8 protein-coding genes are annotated in these 15,034 nt (G+C 36.4%); all 8 read right to left on the minus strand.

The genetic code is table 11. From position 1 onward, the window contains the following. Positions 1–69 precede the first annotated feature (69 nt). A complete protein-coding gene (locus QE431_RS20860) occupies positions 70–2,016 on the minus strand; it encodes a sialate O-acetylesterase (RefSeq protein WP_307299914.1) in 1,947 nt (648 codons plus the stop codon). A 112-nt stretch (positions 2,017–2,128) separates the two neighbouring features. Then, a complete protein-coding gene (locus QE431_RS20865) occupies positions 2,129–3,622 on the minus strand; it encodes a cellulase family glycosylhydrolase (RefSeq protein ID WP_307299916.1) in 1,494 nt (497 codons plus the stop codon). An 87-nt stretch (positions 3,623–3,709) separates the two neighbouring features. After that, complete coding sequence (locus QE431_RS20870; RefSeq protein ID WP_307299920.1) at positions 3,710–5,779, minus strand: glycoside hydrolase family 3 C-terminal domain-containing protein; 2,070 nt, start codon at positions 5,777–5,779, stop codon at positions 3,710–3,712. Between the two features lie 28 nt (positions 5,780–5,807). Then, positions 5,808–5,948 (minus strand): hypothetical protein, encoded by a 141-nt coding sequence (locus QE431_RS20875; protein ID WP_307299922.1) that lies wholly within the window; start codon positions 5,946–5,948, stop codon positions 5,808–5,810. Positions 5,949–6,036: 88 nt separating this feature from the next. Beyond that, positions 6,037–7,593, minus strand: coding sequence for a glycoside hydrolase (locus QE431_RS20880; RefSeq protein WP_307299924.1), 1,557 nt, complete (start codon positions 7,591–7,593; stop codon positions 6,037–6,039). Between the two features lie 137 nt (positions 7,594–7,730). Continuing rightward, a complete protein-coding gene (locus tag QE431_RS20885) occupies positions 7,731–9,737 on the minus strand; it encodes a glycoside hydrolase family 97 protein (protein ID WP_307299927.1) in 2,007 nt (668 codons plus the stop codon). 205 nt (positions 9,738–9,942) lie between these two features. Further along, entirely contained in the window at positions 9,943–12,342 is a 2,400-nt protein-coding gene (locus QE431_RS20890; protein ID WP_307299930.1) for an alpha-xylosidase, read from the minus strand. A gap of 130 nt (positions 12,343–12,472) precedes the next feature. Further along, a complete protein-coding gene (locus QE431_RS20895) occupies positions 12,473–14,971 on the minus strand; it encodes a glycoside hydrolase family 2 TIM barrel-domain containing protein (RefSeq protein WP_307299932.1) in 2,499 nt (832 codons plus the stop codon). Between the last annotated feature and the right edge of the window lie 63 nt (positions 14,972–15,034).

The raw sequence follows: 15,034 nt of genomic DNA on the forward strand, positions 1-15,034 counted from the left end.
ACCGTTCAAATTACCTTTTACTTCTCACTAATTACTAAGGAGTAATTAATATTCACTAAGTACTAATCACTATTTACTCACCTTATATTTTTCATTCGCCGTAATCATTTCCCAATTATCGGTTCGGAAAGGTGATGCAGGGAATTTTTCTTTATTGAAAAGATTGATTGCCGTATCATCATCTGCCCAGCCGTAATGAACTGCTACAGGATTTTGAACTTTATCGCTTGAAACAATGATTTTGTTGTCTTTAATTATCGCTTTCGCTGAATGAAAAACTTTGTCTGCACCCGCTATTTCAAAGCCTTTTAATTCATCGTTATTTGGCGTTGATAGCCCACTGCCAATGTTATCAAAAGTCAAAATGATCTGATTTCCTTTTATTTCTTGAGACTTATAAGTTGGCCCGCTGTGAACTTGCTTTTTACCGTAAATATTGTTCATCGCAACTGCCGCCAAACGCAAACCGATATCTTGTTTGTTTGTTGGGTGAATGTCTTTTGCGTTACCAATATCGGTTGTAACCACCATTCCGGTATTTTTCAATTTTAAAGTTTCAGATTGTGCTTCGCGAAGTTCTGCCCAACGGCTTCCTTTTTGACTGTTACCCCCAAATTCGTCGAAAGTTGACAATTGAACAAAGTAAAAAGGAAAATCTCCTTGTTTGAATTTAGTTCTCCAATCGTTGATCATTAACGGAAATGACTTTTTATATTCTGCTGCTCTCCAAACATTAGCTTCGCCCTGATACCACAAAACGCCCTGCATCGCATAAGGAACCAACGGATTTACCATGGCATTGTACAATAATGAAGGATAACTGTTTGGCGAAATTGCAATTTTTACCTGTACAACATTAAACTTCCAAAGTCCGTCAAGCGGAAGGTTTGTGTCTTTAAAATCGATTTTTAAATCAGTTGGATCGCCATAGATTCCGCCGCCGCCGCTGTAATCTGTAATTCTAACTGCTATTACGTTGGTACCTTCTTTCAAGACATTTGCAGGAATTTTATAAACTCGTAGTTTGTCCCAAAGATTATTCGTTCCAACTTCAACTCCATTGACATAAGTTTTGTCTTCGTCGTCAACTTTTGCTAAATGCAAAACAGCTTCCTTTTTGGCTTGTTCTGCTGTTAAAACAATTGTTTTTCGCATCCACACAATTCCATCAATATTTCCAATCTGCTGATTTTCCCAAAGCGAAGGCACTTTTATTTCCGGCCAGTTTTTATCCTGAAAATTTAGATCTTTGAATTGATTTTCATTTTCAAGAGAAACATCAAAACCTTGTACCTTTTTAAGATTGTCTAAAACCGATTTCTTATAAATTTCAAAAACCGAATAAATATCTACCACTGGAACATCTGCAATCATGGCCTTGAATTCTGGGCTGTTTTGAAAAGCTTCACGGCTTGTCCAGGTTTCTACGTTTGTTCCGCCCCAAGAAGTATTGATGATTCCGATTGGGATTTTTAATTCTGCATACAATTTTCTAGCGAAATAATAACCCACTGCTGTAAAATTGCCAACCGTTTCTTTATTTGCTGCTTCCCATTTTCCTTGTTTCAAATCGTCTTTTGGAGTGCCGCTTAAATCTTGGGCGACACCAAAATGACGAATCATTGGATAATTAGAATCTGCAATTTCTTTTTCGGCATTCATGGTTTTATAAACCTGAAATTCCATATTCGACTGACCACTGCAAATCCAAACTTCGCCGACCAAAACATTTTTGATTGTGATTTTATTTTTTCCAATAATGATTAATTCAAATGGTCCACCAGCTTTTTCTGGACTTAAATTTACTGTCCATTTTCCGTTTTTATCGGCTTGTGTTTTCTTAATTTGTTTGTTGAAGTGAATTTCTACACTTTCATTTGGATCTGCAAAACCCCAAATCGGGATTTGCTTGTCTCTTTGAAGCACCATTCCGTCAGAGAATATTAAAGGCATTCTCACATTAGCATTTGACAAAACACTAATTATCAGAAAAATAAATAGTAAACTCTTTTTCATTTTTTCTAATTTAAATATTTTTTGAACCATATAAGTGATATAAGTTATTTAAGTTTTAATTTAATATTGTGTTTAAATTTACTTATATCACTTATGTGGTTAACTACATTTATTATTGTAATCCTTCTATTAAGGCGTTTAAAGCCTGAGTATCAAAAACAGTATTATTGCTTCTATTGAAAATTCCGAAACCGTTGTTTCCCATGCTTCCTTCATCCCAATAAAATGGTAATAATCCGTTTGCTTTTGCTGTTTTTACCACTGTTTTTAAATAATAAGCTCTTGAATTTAAGTGCAAAGTCAGAGCGTCTCCCGTTAAAGTTGTTCTTCGGATTGCTCCAAATTCTCCCAATAAAACTGGAATTCCCTTATCTACAAACTGCGTTTTCATTAATTTGAAGTTTTTCTCCAAATCTGCTTCCTCTCCCCAAGTGGCATTTCGTTCTGTATCGGTTGTAGAGTGAAAACCAGTTCCCCAATAATAAAACATTTTACCCCAAGTCTCATCTTTGGTTAAACCAGCAAAGTTCCAAGGCGAATAATAATGCACTTCGACCATCATTCTGCCAGTTACTTTATCTACTGGCAATGTAGTCATTAATTTGTTTGTTTTTTCGATATCTGTTGTCGGCCCTTGAACGACTAAAACACGAGAAGCATTTTTTCCTCCAGTTGAACGAACTGCATCAATAAAAGTTTGGTGGTAAGAAGTTAAAACCGCCATTTGAGCAGCATCTTCAACCGCTGGTTCGTTGGCGCTTGCAAAAAGCAAATGCTCATCGAAACCTCTTAAATGTGTTGCGATTTGTTCCCAAAAAGCTTTTTGTTTGGCGTTGTTTTCTACTTTTTTAGCTTCGGTAATATTGTTTTCCAGCCATCCGCCGTCCCAATGAATATTAACCAAAACATACATATCATTATCCACGCAGTATCGCACTACTTCTTTCACTCTGTTCAGCCATTCGGTTTTAATTTTTGCCGTTGAAGCATTTTCTAAATTCTGATTCCAAGAACACGGAATACGGATCGCATTGAAACCTTTTGCTTTTACAGCATCAATCAGCTCTTTGGTAACTTTTGGATTTCCCCAAGCGGTTTCACCTCCAGTTGCTTCCAAAGTATTTCCGATATTCCATCCGAGTTTAATCTTAGCTGCCAATTCAACTGCTGAACTTCCCATTCCAGAGGCATCTGCCGCAATTGGATTCGTATTATAACTTGGGTACAAACTTCCTGCTGCCTGAGAAATCAAAATTTCTGAAGCATTCCCTTCTGTAGAAGTTAATTTCAATACTGTATTTCGTACTGCTGTATCTACATTTTCTGAAGCCGTAATTTTTACAATCGTGCTTCCTGAAGTCCCAACTGCTTGACTTAATTTTATCCAACTTGCGGGATTACTTAAAGTCCAATTTGTTGCATTAGAATTAATAGTAATCTCAACTGTAGTTTCTTTACTTTCAAAATCAATTTTATTAATGCTCGAAACAACTGTCTTTATGGATACAGGATTTGTATCTTCTTTCTCAGAACTACAGGCTAAAACTCCTAAAAAAGCAAAACACATGGCGAAGCTTAACAAGTAATCTTTAATTGTATTTTTCATCTTATTTGGTTTGGTGGTTAAAATCAACGCCAGCTTTAAAAGGGCTGGCGTTAATTATAGTTAGATTTTATCAAAAAGAAACAGCGGTTATTTTACTGTTACTTGAATTTCTTTTTTAATATCTCTTGAAGAAGTTCCCAATTTAATAGTGTATTTTCCTGGCTCAACTGTCCATTTTTTAGATGCAACATCGTAATAAGCCAATTCTTTTACTGGTACTTTAATAGTTACTTTTTCAGAACCTCCTGCTTTCACAGAAGCTTTTTTGAAACCTTTTAGTTCCTGTGCTGCACGAGTGATTTTAGAATCTGATTTTGAAGTATATAATTGCACTACTTCTTTTCCGTCTACTTTTCCAGTGTTTTTAACATCAACAGTAACTTCAATTACCTCATTTTGAGCGTAAGATTCTTTATTTGCTTTTGCATTATCAAGCGCAAAAGTTGTGTATGATAATCCGTAACCAAAAGGATATAAAGGAGCCACATTTTTAGTATCAAACCAACGGTATCCAATTAAGATTCCTTCAGCATAATTTACCGTTTTATCTCCAGGGAAACTGTTTGTTGCATGTGCAGGAGAATCTTTCAATTGTTTAGGCATTGTCCAAGGCAATTTTCCTGACGGATTTACTTTTCCTAAAATTACATCTGCCAAAGCATTTCCACCTTCAGAACCATTGAACCAGCTCCAAACTAAAGCAGAAGATTTTTGGCTTACTTCGTTAATATCAAAAGGAGCACCGGCAATCATTACTACAATAGTTTTAGGATTAGCAGCAGTAACTTTTCTGATTAATTCTTCTTGTCCGAAAGGCAAGTGCAAATCTCTTCTATCTGATGCTTCTGTTTCGTAATCACGGTTTGAACCTGCAAAAATGATCGCCACATCAGAGTTTTTAGCTGCTTCTACTGCTTCTTGTACTTTTGCATCGTCTAATTTATCGATGGTTACTGGACCGTTAGCTGTAATATTTCCTAAGTTTCCTTTGTTTTTTTCATCGTAACGCTCTAAATATCCTTCAGCATAATTGATTTTAACCGATGAAGGAAGTCTGTTTTTTAGACCTTCTAAAGGCGTAACTTCTCTTTTTGTTTTCACTCCAGCACCAAATCCGCCTAGAGCGTTTTTCTTTGTTGCATTGTTTCCAATAACAGCAATAGATTTTACTCCGTCTAGTTTTAATGGTAATGCATTATTATCGTTTTTCAACAACACGATTGCTTCTGCAGCAATTTTATATGCGTCTTGGTAATGTTCTTCTGTTGCGATGCTTCCTTTTGCACGAGTTCCGCCGCCCATTGCTTTTACTTGAAACAGCGTTCTTAAAATACGTTTTACGTGAAGATCAATTTCTTTTTCAGAAACTTCTCCCGATTTAACGGCTGCAATTAATTTATCGGCTAAGAAAAATTCATTGAATGGTTTTGGTGTTCCCATTTCAATATCCAAACCATTTTTTAAGGCTTTTGCTGTAGAATGCACCGCTGCCCAATCTGAAACTACGATTCCTCTAAATCCCCATTCGTCCCGAAGGATTTTATTCAGCATATAATCGTTTTCACATAAATATTCGCCTCTGAATTTATTGTAAGCGCCCATTATACTATATGCTTTTGCTTCTTTTACTGAAGCTTCAAAAGCTGGAAGGTAAATTTCACGAAGTGTACGCTCGTCAATTTGTACATCGACAAAGTCACGATTCGTTTCCTGATTGTTTGCTGCGTAATGTTTTACACACGCCATTACATCTTTTTCTTGTAAACCAACAATCAACGGCACGGCGATTTTTTTATTCAAAAACGGATCTTCAGACATGTATTCGTATGTTCTTCCTCCAAGCGGTGTTCTCACCATATTGATGGCCGGCGAAAGTAACATGTCTTTGTCTCTTGCACGTAATTCTTCTCCTAAACTGGTTCCAAAAGTATGCGCCATTTCTGCGTTCCAAGTTGCTGCCAAAGCTCCTCCTGCAGGATAATAAGTTGCAAAGTCGTTTGTCCATCCCGCTGGAGCCCAATTGTCGCGTGAAATTTCTTCACGAACTCCTAACGGACCGTCGGCCATTTTTAATTCTGGAATTCCTAAACGTTTTACGCCCGCATTAGCAAACATACTGTTCCCGTGAAGCATTCCGATTTTTTCTTCTAATGTCATCTGCGAAATCAGTTTGTCGATTTCAGCATCATGATCTGTGCTTATTTCTTTTTCCTACGTATTCTTCTGTCTCTGCTGTATTTGACGCTGTTGTCTGCGCATCATTTTTACAAGAAGTAAACAATGCAAAAACAAGAGCTGCCGAAAGGAATATCATTTTGTTTTTCATAGATAGTTAGGTGTTTTAGATTTAAAGATTTTTGATTCCTCACACATGATCTTTAAATACCGTTAATATTATGTTTGTGGTTTTTTGTCTATTGTTTTATCAAATTTAGAAAAACAACGTCGTTTTCATTGATTTTGAATTCTCTGCTGAACGTTCCTTTTGCATCAATTGTTATTTTTTCTGTTGCAATTGGATTGCCGTTATTTTTCTTTTTCATAGAATTTACCTGCTCACGCGTCAACTGACTTGGTTTATTTAAGGCCAGATAATCTGCATAAACGTCATTTACTTTGTAACCTACTTTATAGATTTCTAAAGTATATTTTCCTTTCTGCATTCCGTCAATTTCAACCTTTACTTTTCCTTTTTCTTTTGATGGAAGATCCTGAACGTAATAGGTTTGATTCCAAACTTTCTCGCCCGGATGTGTATTGGTAAAATCCCAAAGTAAAACTTGTACATCGCCTTTTGCATTTTTAGAAGTCCACGAAGCTTTATCCGAATTTTGAAGTTCTGTTTCTCCCAATTTATTCAAAAACTGATAAGAGAAATAAGCTGGCTTTTTAATTCCCTGCGTATTCAACAATCCGAAACCGCCATGAAAAGGCGTAAATCTTGGCCCTGGTTCTTCAAAAATATCCGTAAAAACCCAATACGACATGGAGTTTGCTGCATTGCCGACTTGTTTTAATTTCTGCAGAATATAAGCTGCCGAATGATAACTGTCGTGAATTGGATCTGCTGGCGTGTAAGAAGAACTCCACTCTGTGTAATGCAGTTCTAAATTGGGTTTAGCCGAATTGGTAATCTGCTTACGCGAATTAATAACGTCTCCGCTAATACTGTTTTCGTCTGGACTTAAAACGGTTCCAGAAGTCCCGAATTCATCCAAATATCCTTGGTTTACACCGTAAGTATGTGTCGAAACAAAATCCATCGGCACGTTGTTTTTAGCACAAAAATCGATTGTTTCAGGAACCCATCCTGCTCCTGCTGTTGCTGGTCCGCCGACTTTGTAATCTTTGTTTACTGCTTTTACACCGCGGGCTGCGTAATCGTACAATTTGAAATATTCTGCCTGAGTTCCTGTCCAAAAACCTGGAGATAAATTCGGTTCGTTCCAAACTTCAAAATACCATGTTTTTACTTCTTCAACTCCGTAACGTTCTGTAAAATGTGCAGTTAGATTTTTGATTAAATCTTCCCATTTTTTATAATCTTTTGGAGGTGTCACATTTCCTTTCCACCAAAAAATAGTTTCTTTTCCGCTTGCCAATGCATTCGGCATAAAGCCTAATTCAACAAAAGGTTTCATTTTCAGACTCACAATATAATCAAACAAAACATCTACGTATTGGTAATTGTATTCTGGATTTCCTTTTGAATCTTCACGGTAAACCGCCATATCATCAGACAACAAACCATGAAAACGAATGTATTTAAAATCGCATTCTTTTTTAACCAATGCTAATTGCTGCTGCCAGTCGGCTCTCAAACCTTCGTTTGCTCTTCCCGCACCGATGCATTCTTTAAACATGGTGTTTAATTTTCCAGCCGATTTGTTGTAATCTACTTTTATCGTTCGGTCTTGAGCCATCAAATGGACTGAAGTAATTAAAACTGCTGCTATTAAAAGTTTTTTCATCTGGAAATGTTTTTTTTACTATCCTAACAGGTTTTGAAAACCTGTTAGGTATATTTCAACCAATCTAAAAAGCGTTTAGTTATGATATAATATTGATACCTAACAGGTTTTGAAAACCTGTTAGGATAACATAATGATTATAATTTTTTGAATCTTACTGCACCACCGCCAGCTCCGCCTAATTTCAATTGTAATTTATCTGAAGCTTTTACTGTTTTCTTCGAAATTGCCACTGCTTCTGGATTGTGTGTTTGATCTGTTCCTTCAGCATCTACATAAATCTGTGCTTCGTAAGTTGCATTTGGATCTAGGAATGATAATGAAACTTCTACATTTCTTGGTTTTTCATTGGTCAAAGTCCCTAAATACCAATCGGCACTGTTTCTGTCTTTTCTTGCTGTTGTAATGTATTCGCCAATTTTTCCCTCTACAATTTTAGTGTCTTCCCAATCAGTTGGAACATCTTTTAAGAATTGTAAAGCTGGTTTTCCTTCGTAATTTTCTGGAAGATCTGCCAGCATTTGAATTGGAGAATAAAGCACTACATACAATGCCAATTGCTGACCCACCGTTCCTTGGATTCTTTTTCCTGGGTAACCTTGTTTTACCTCAACATCGAAAATTCCAGGTGTAAAATCCATCGGCCCAGAAAGTAATCTTGTAAATGGAATGATACTTAAATGGTTTGGCGGATTTCCTTCGCTCCATGCGTTATATTCTTGTCCGCGTGCTGCTTCTCTGGAAACCATGTTCGGAAAAGTTCTTCTTTCTCCTGTATCTTTTATTGACTCGTGGTATAAAACTGCTAAATCATATTGTGCTGCTTTTTCTAAAATGTATCTGAAATAGTTTACTCCAAATTGTCCGAAGTGCATTTGTTTCATATTCAATTTAGAACCTACGTGACCGATTTTTACGGTATGAATTCCTAGTTTTTTGTATAAAGCAAAACCTTCGTCAACTTCTTTTAAGTAGTTAATTAAGTTTGAACCTGTTTCGTGATATCCAATTAATTCGATGTTCTTGCTTTTTCCATATGCTACAACTTTTTCAAGGTCGAAATTGTCCGCGCTTTTCGTGAAGCTGAACATGTGCATACGGTTTTCGTACCATCCTGGCGTCCATCCTTTATTCCATCCTTCGATCAATAAATGGTTGAAACCTTCTTTTGCTGTAAAGTCGATGTATTCTTCGGCATGTTTTGTTGTTGCACCTTGCTTGTCGCTTTCCCAGAACGTGTATTTTCCAATGTGCATTCCCCACCAGATTCCTAAATATTTATAAGGTTTGAAATAACTGTTTGTGTTTTTTAATTTGTTTGGTTCGTTTAAGTTTAAAACCAAATATGATGTGATCAGTTCACCTGGATTTTCTCCAATTTGAATGGTTCTCCAAGAAGAGGTGAAAGTATCTTTTACACGAACTTTTACACCATCTGGCCATGGCACCAAATCCGATTTTAATTCTGTTCCTTTATTGTTTACCAAAGTCATACTTGCAAAATCGATCAAGTTTGCTTCGTGAAAACTTAGAGCCAATCCGCTTTTACTTTCTATTGTTAATGGAGTTAAAACGGTATCTAGTGTGCTTACCGGCGCATCTTTAAAAAGATATTCGTCACGGTTTTCTCTGTTTGCCGGAATCCACCATGCTTTTCCATCTTCTTTTAGGTTAAATGTTGTTTTTTCATCCATGATGAAAATACTGTCTTTTACATTTTGTTTTGGATAGACATATCGAAACGCCACTCCATCGTCGAAAGCACGGAACTGGATTTGTAATTTTCTTTTGTTTCCAGTTTTTTGCTGTAAATCAACAACCAACTGATTGTAATTGTTTCTGATATTTTTCTTTTCTCCCCAAACTTGTTCCCAAGTTTCATCAAACGAAGAAGTTTTTGCTCCCTTAATTTCAAAATTTGAACTTAAATCTTCATTTCCTTTTAGTAAAAACCCTAAATCAGAAGGTGTTATTACTTCGGTTTTTCCGTGTGAAACGGCATATTTTGGAGCGTTTTTTACTAACTCAAATTTGATTTTATTTTGTCCGTTTGGCGATGCCAGTTCGTAAGCGTTTTTGTTTTTCTGACTATAGCCCATTGCTACTGAAAACAAAACGGCTGGGAGAATTAGATAGTTTTTCATGTTTTTTGGTATTATATTTTTTTGCCACTGATTTAAAGGATTAAAAAGGATTTTTCTTTATGATTTTTTCATGCAGATTCTGCAGATTTTTGCAGATTTTATTTTAATCTTTTTAATCCTTTAATCTGTGGTTTTTTTGCCACTAATTACACCAATTATCACCAATTTAATTCGTGGAAATTCGTGTAATTCGTGGCTAACTTTTTTATTTAATCCACTCTGTTTTAAAAGTGGTTTTTCCGTTTAATGGATTTGCAGTTACATCAAAATTGTTTCCGTTTTTAGTCACTTTTATTTCTTGTACTGCATCGCCTTCTGGTAAAAATACTTTAGCTGTTGCCGAAGTAGTTTTATCGCTTACATAAACTTTTAATGTCAGCTTGCTCCAATCCATATCTTTTGTAGACTGCGCTAAACCGATGTGTGGAATTGCTGTTCCGTCTTTAATTAAAACTACAATTGGCACTTCGCCAGCTTTAATTTTATGCCATCCCGATTGGTATACTTTTTTAGTTTGGTAATCGATCCAAGTTCCTTCTGGAAGATAAACGTCTCTTTCTTCAACCTCTTCAAAAAGCGGTGCCACTAAAATACTTGAACCAAATAAATATTGATTGTCAACTAACCAAGCTCCCGGATCGTTTGGATATTCTACAAATAAAGCACGCATCATTGGTAATCCTTTTTGAGAACTTTCTTTTGCCTGAGCATAGATATATGGCATTAATTCATAACGCATATTATCTGCTTTTCTAAATCCTTCTAAGAACTCTTTGCTGTACAGCCAAGGCTCGCGCGGAGGTTCTCCGTGGCTTCTTACGTGAGATGTAAACATTCCGAATGGCGTCCATCTTCTGTAAATATTCTCAGGAGATTTTGTTGCGAAACCTCCAACGTCATGACTCCAGAAACTGAAACCAGAAAGACCTAATGAAAGTCCGCCGCGTAATTCTGCCGACATTGCTCCGTTTGAAGTTTCAGAATCTCCTCCCCAATGTAATGGGTAACGCTGCGATCCTGCCCAAGTGCTTCTCGCCCAGATTAAAGTATAACCTTTTTCTTTCTGTGTAATTTCTGCAACGGCTTTGTTGTAACGTAACGGGTATAAATTGTGCTCGTAAAAACCAGTTCTTCCAGAATGGTAAATTCCGTCTGGCGGTGCCGCTTCTCCAAAATCAACTTTGAAAACCGCAACACCTTCATCAAATAATTTTTTCAATTTGCCTTGATACCAAGAAATCGTCTCTGGATTTGAGAAATCTAAAACCGCATCTTCGTAAGGAAGATTTCCTTTTCTATCTCTTACGGCTAAGTTTTTTTCCATGATTTCTGGAAACAAAGTATTCTTTGGCGTGAAATACGGCAATTGCCATAAACAAACTTGGAAACCGTCTTTCTTTAAATCAGACATCATTTTTGTTGCGTCTGGGAAACGAGATTTTGCAAACTCGTAGTTGTTTCTCCAATCTACATCAAACCATCCTGTATCGAAATGAATAACATCGGTTGGGATTTTGTATTTACGCAAATCTCTTGCTACATCTCTTCCTTCTTTTTCTGAGAAATACGTGATACGGCTCATCCAGAAACCGAAAGACCAAAGAGGCGGCATCGCAGCTTTTCCAGTCAAATTAGTATACTGATCTAAAACGTCTTTTGGTTCTCCGATAAAGAAAAACAAATCAGCTTCGTCATCGCCAATATACATTTCGTTGGCACTAGAAAAATACTTTCCAAAGTCAACTGTAATTGGTGTAGAATGGTGCATGAAAACGCCGTAACCGCGGCTGCTCATGTAAAACGGAATCGGTTTGTACATCGTTTCATTTTGGATTCCGTTTGCGTCATCTGTCCATAAAACTACTTTTTGACCGCGTTTATTGAATTGTGTGAATGATTCTCCACAGCCAAATATTTTTTCGTCCGGTTCTAAGCTGAACGCCGCGCCCATACTTCTGGAGTAATCGCTATTTCTGCGAACATAAGAAAACGGAAGTGTTGGTGTATACGTATTTTTAAAATCGGTATCATGAAGCGTGCTTGTCAGCAATTTTCCTTTTTCATCGTAAATTTTTACGTGCCAAGGTTTTGTCAAAATTTCAACTCTTCCGTGTTTGCTTGTATAACTGTGACCGCCTTCGATTTTAGAATATTTCCATAATTCCGGGTGATTTGGCGCAACGCCGTCAACCAGCATCAATGATTCCTTTTGCGGATGAAATTGCGGTCCAGAAGTCGTTTTGATTCTAACTGTTCGATCAGAAACAAACTGAATTTCGAATGGCAAAACAGGAGATTCTTCATATTCTGTGGTTGGAAATTCGTTTGCTTTTTCCACATCTGGTTTCATCATCATATTGTTGAATGCCTGACGTGTTTTATAATTGTATCTCAAATATTTTATAGTTCCTTTTCCCGTTGCAGGATCAAAAGATGCCAATTCATCTGCGAAATAAAAAGTGTTCAGATAATTCTGAAAATCTTTACTGATATCAATTGGTGCATTTAACACTTCTGCATTTTGAATTTGTGCTGAGGCTTTTGGCACTGCAATAAATCCAAACATTAAGGCAGAAAATAATGCGGTTAGTTTTGAGTTTTTCATTGGTTAATAATTCTAGATGTTAGTTTATCCTAACAGGTTTTTTAAAACCTGTTAGGTATTTTATTTTATATCTTGATAAAAATCTATTGATACCTAACAGGTTTTAGAAACCTGTTAGGAACGTAACTTATTATTCTGCTGTAATTACAATTGTCGATTGCTTTAATCCGTTTGCTTTTGCGGTTAATTCCAATCTTCCAGATGTATTTCCTGATTGTACAATTACCAAACATTTTCCAGCCAAAGCTGTATGTTTAGTTCCTTTGTACGGTTCGTGGCTTACTGGATCTCCGCTGCAAACTCCAACAATTTTTCCGTTTCCTTTTAAAGAGAAATTGATTTCGTTATTGGCATTTGGAGCTAAAGTCCCTTTATTGTCTAAAATATCAACTGTAATAAACGACAAATCATTTTTGTCTGCTTTTATCGTGCTTCTGTCCGCAGTCAATTTTAATTGAGATGGATTTCCAGCAGTTTTAATTTCTTTTTCTAAAACTACTTTTCCGTCTTTTCGAGAAACTGCTTTTAAGGTTCCTGCTTCAAAAGGAATTCTCCACATTACGTGAAGATCGTCTCCTTTTTTGCTTCTTTTTCCAACCGACTTTCCGTTTACAAAAAGTTCGACCTCATCGGCTTTATTGTAGTATGCCCAAACGTCAACAGTTTGTCCGGCTTTCCAGTTCCAATGTGGGAAAATGTGAAGAACCGTTTTGTCTGTCCATTCGCTTTGGTACATATAATAGACATCTTTCGGGAAACCGGCCAAATCTACAATTCCGAAATAAGAACTGATAGACGGCCATTCGTACGGTGTTGGTTCTCCGATATAATCGAAACCTGTCCAAATGTACATTCCAGAAAGGAAATCGTGTTTTTTAATGACTTTCCAAGTTGCTTCGTGTGTAGATCCCCAAGGTGTCTGTACCTGATCGTATGCTGAAACGGTATTTCCTGGATTTCCTTCTGTAAATTTAAGATCCCATCTTACCGGCCATTTTTTTATGGTGTCTGAAACGGCATCATAATAACCTCTTGTCTGTAAACCTGAAGTCGTTTCTGTTGCAATGAAAGGTTTATTAGGGAAATTCTTCAGATGATGTTCATATGTTTGATGCGCATAATTGTATCCAATTAAATCTAAAACACCTGATCCAGCAAGCGGATTAATCGAAACATCTTTTTTCTCAAATTGTAAAGTCACGGCATCAATATTCATATTTACCGGCGGATTCATTGCTGCGGTTAACGGACGTGTTTTATCGTATTGGCGGGTGATTGCTGCTAATTCTTTGGCAATTTCAACACCTTTTTCATTCCATTGTTCCGGGATTTCATTTCCAATACTCCAAACAAAAATACTTGGATGATTTCGGTCGCGAAGCAATTGATCGATTAGATCTTTTTTATGCCATTTGTCCCAATCATTTCCGTAATCGTATTTGGTTTTGGTTTGTTTCCACATGTCAAAAGCTTCATCCATGACAATGAAACCCATTTTATCGCAAAGGTCTAAAAGTTCCGGAGCGGGTGGATTATGAGAAGTTCTGATTCCGTTTACACCCATTTCTTTCATGATTTCCAATTGACGTGCAATGGCGCGAGTATTAATTGCAGATCCCAACGGGCCTAAATCGTGATGTAAACAAACTCCTTTTATTTTAACCTGTTTTCCATTCAAAATAAAACCTTTGTTCAAATCGAATTTAAAATCTCTGATTCCGAAATTGGTTTTGTATTGATCAATGATTTTATCGTCAACAGAAATTTCCGTAACAGCTGTATACAATTCTGGTTTTTCAACAGACCATAAAACAGGATTTGGTACTTGTATTTGTTGTTTACTTGTTTGATTGGCATTTGCACCAATTGTTATATTTTGACTAGTCGATTTTATTCTTCTAAGATCATTTCCTATACCATAAAAAATAGTTGTTGTTACTGTTGCTTTCTTTGAAGTCGAATATTGATTCTGAATTGTAGTTTCAATATTTACCGAAGCTGTGTCAGCAGTAACTTTTGGCGTTGTCACGTAAGTTCCCCACTGTGCAACATGCAGTTTATCTGTGGTTTCAATCCAGACATTTCTAAAAATTCCAGAACCTGAATACCATCTTGAATTGGGTTGTTTTGAATTGTCAACCTTAACAATAATTTCGTTGTTTTTATCTCCGTAATTTAAATATTTGGAGATTTCATATTGAAAACCAATATATCCGTTTGGACGTTTTCCTAAATAATGTCCGTTTAGCCAGACTTCGCTGTTTTTGTAAACGCCGTCAAAAGTAATTGAAGTAACTTTTGTGCTATCTTCTGCAGCCACTTTGAATGTTTTTTTGTACCAGCCTAAACCTCCGTTTAATGCTCCTCCGCCATAACCAGCCTGACTTTTTTCATCAAAATTTCCTTCGATGCTCCAATCGTGAGGAACGTCTAGTTTTCTCCATTTAGTGGTACTTCCAATGGTATCTTTATCAATAATACTATCGTTTAGATGGAAACTCCAATCTGTATTAAAAGAAACTTTTCTATTTATAAATGCATCCTCTTTTTTAGCGCAGGAATTGAGTAAAATTACTCCTGCTGCTACTGCCAACAAACATATGCTTTTTATGTTTTTTCTAATATGCATAGCTACTTTTGTGTTTTTGGAATTGGAAGATAGAAATAAAAATCGATTTCGAATATTTCTTCT

It is taken from the genome of Flavobacterium sp. SORGH_AS_0622 (assembly GCF_030818825.1).
In the GTDB taxonomy this organism is placed as follows: Bacteria; Bacteroidota; Bacteroidia; order Flavobacteriales; family Flavobacteriaceae; genus Flavobacterium.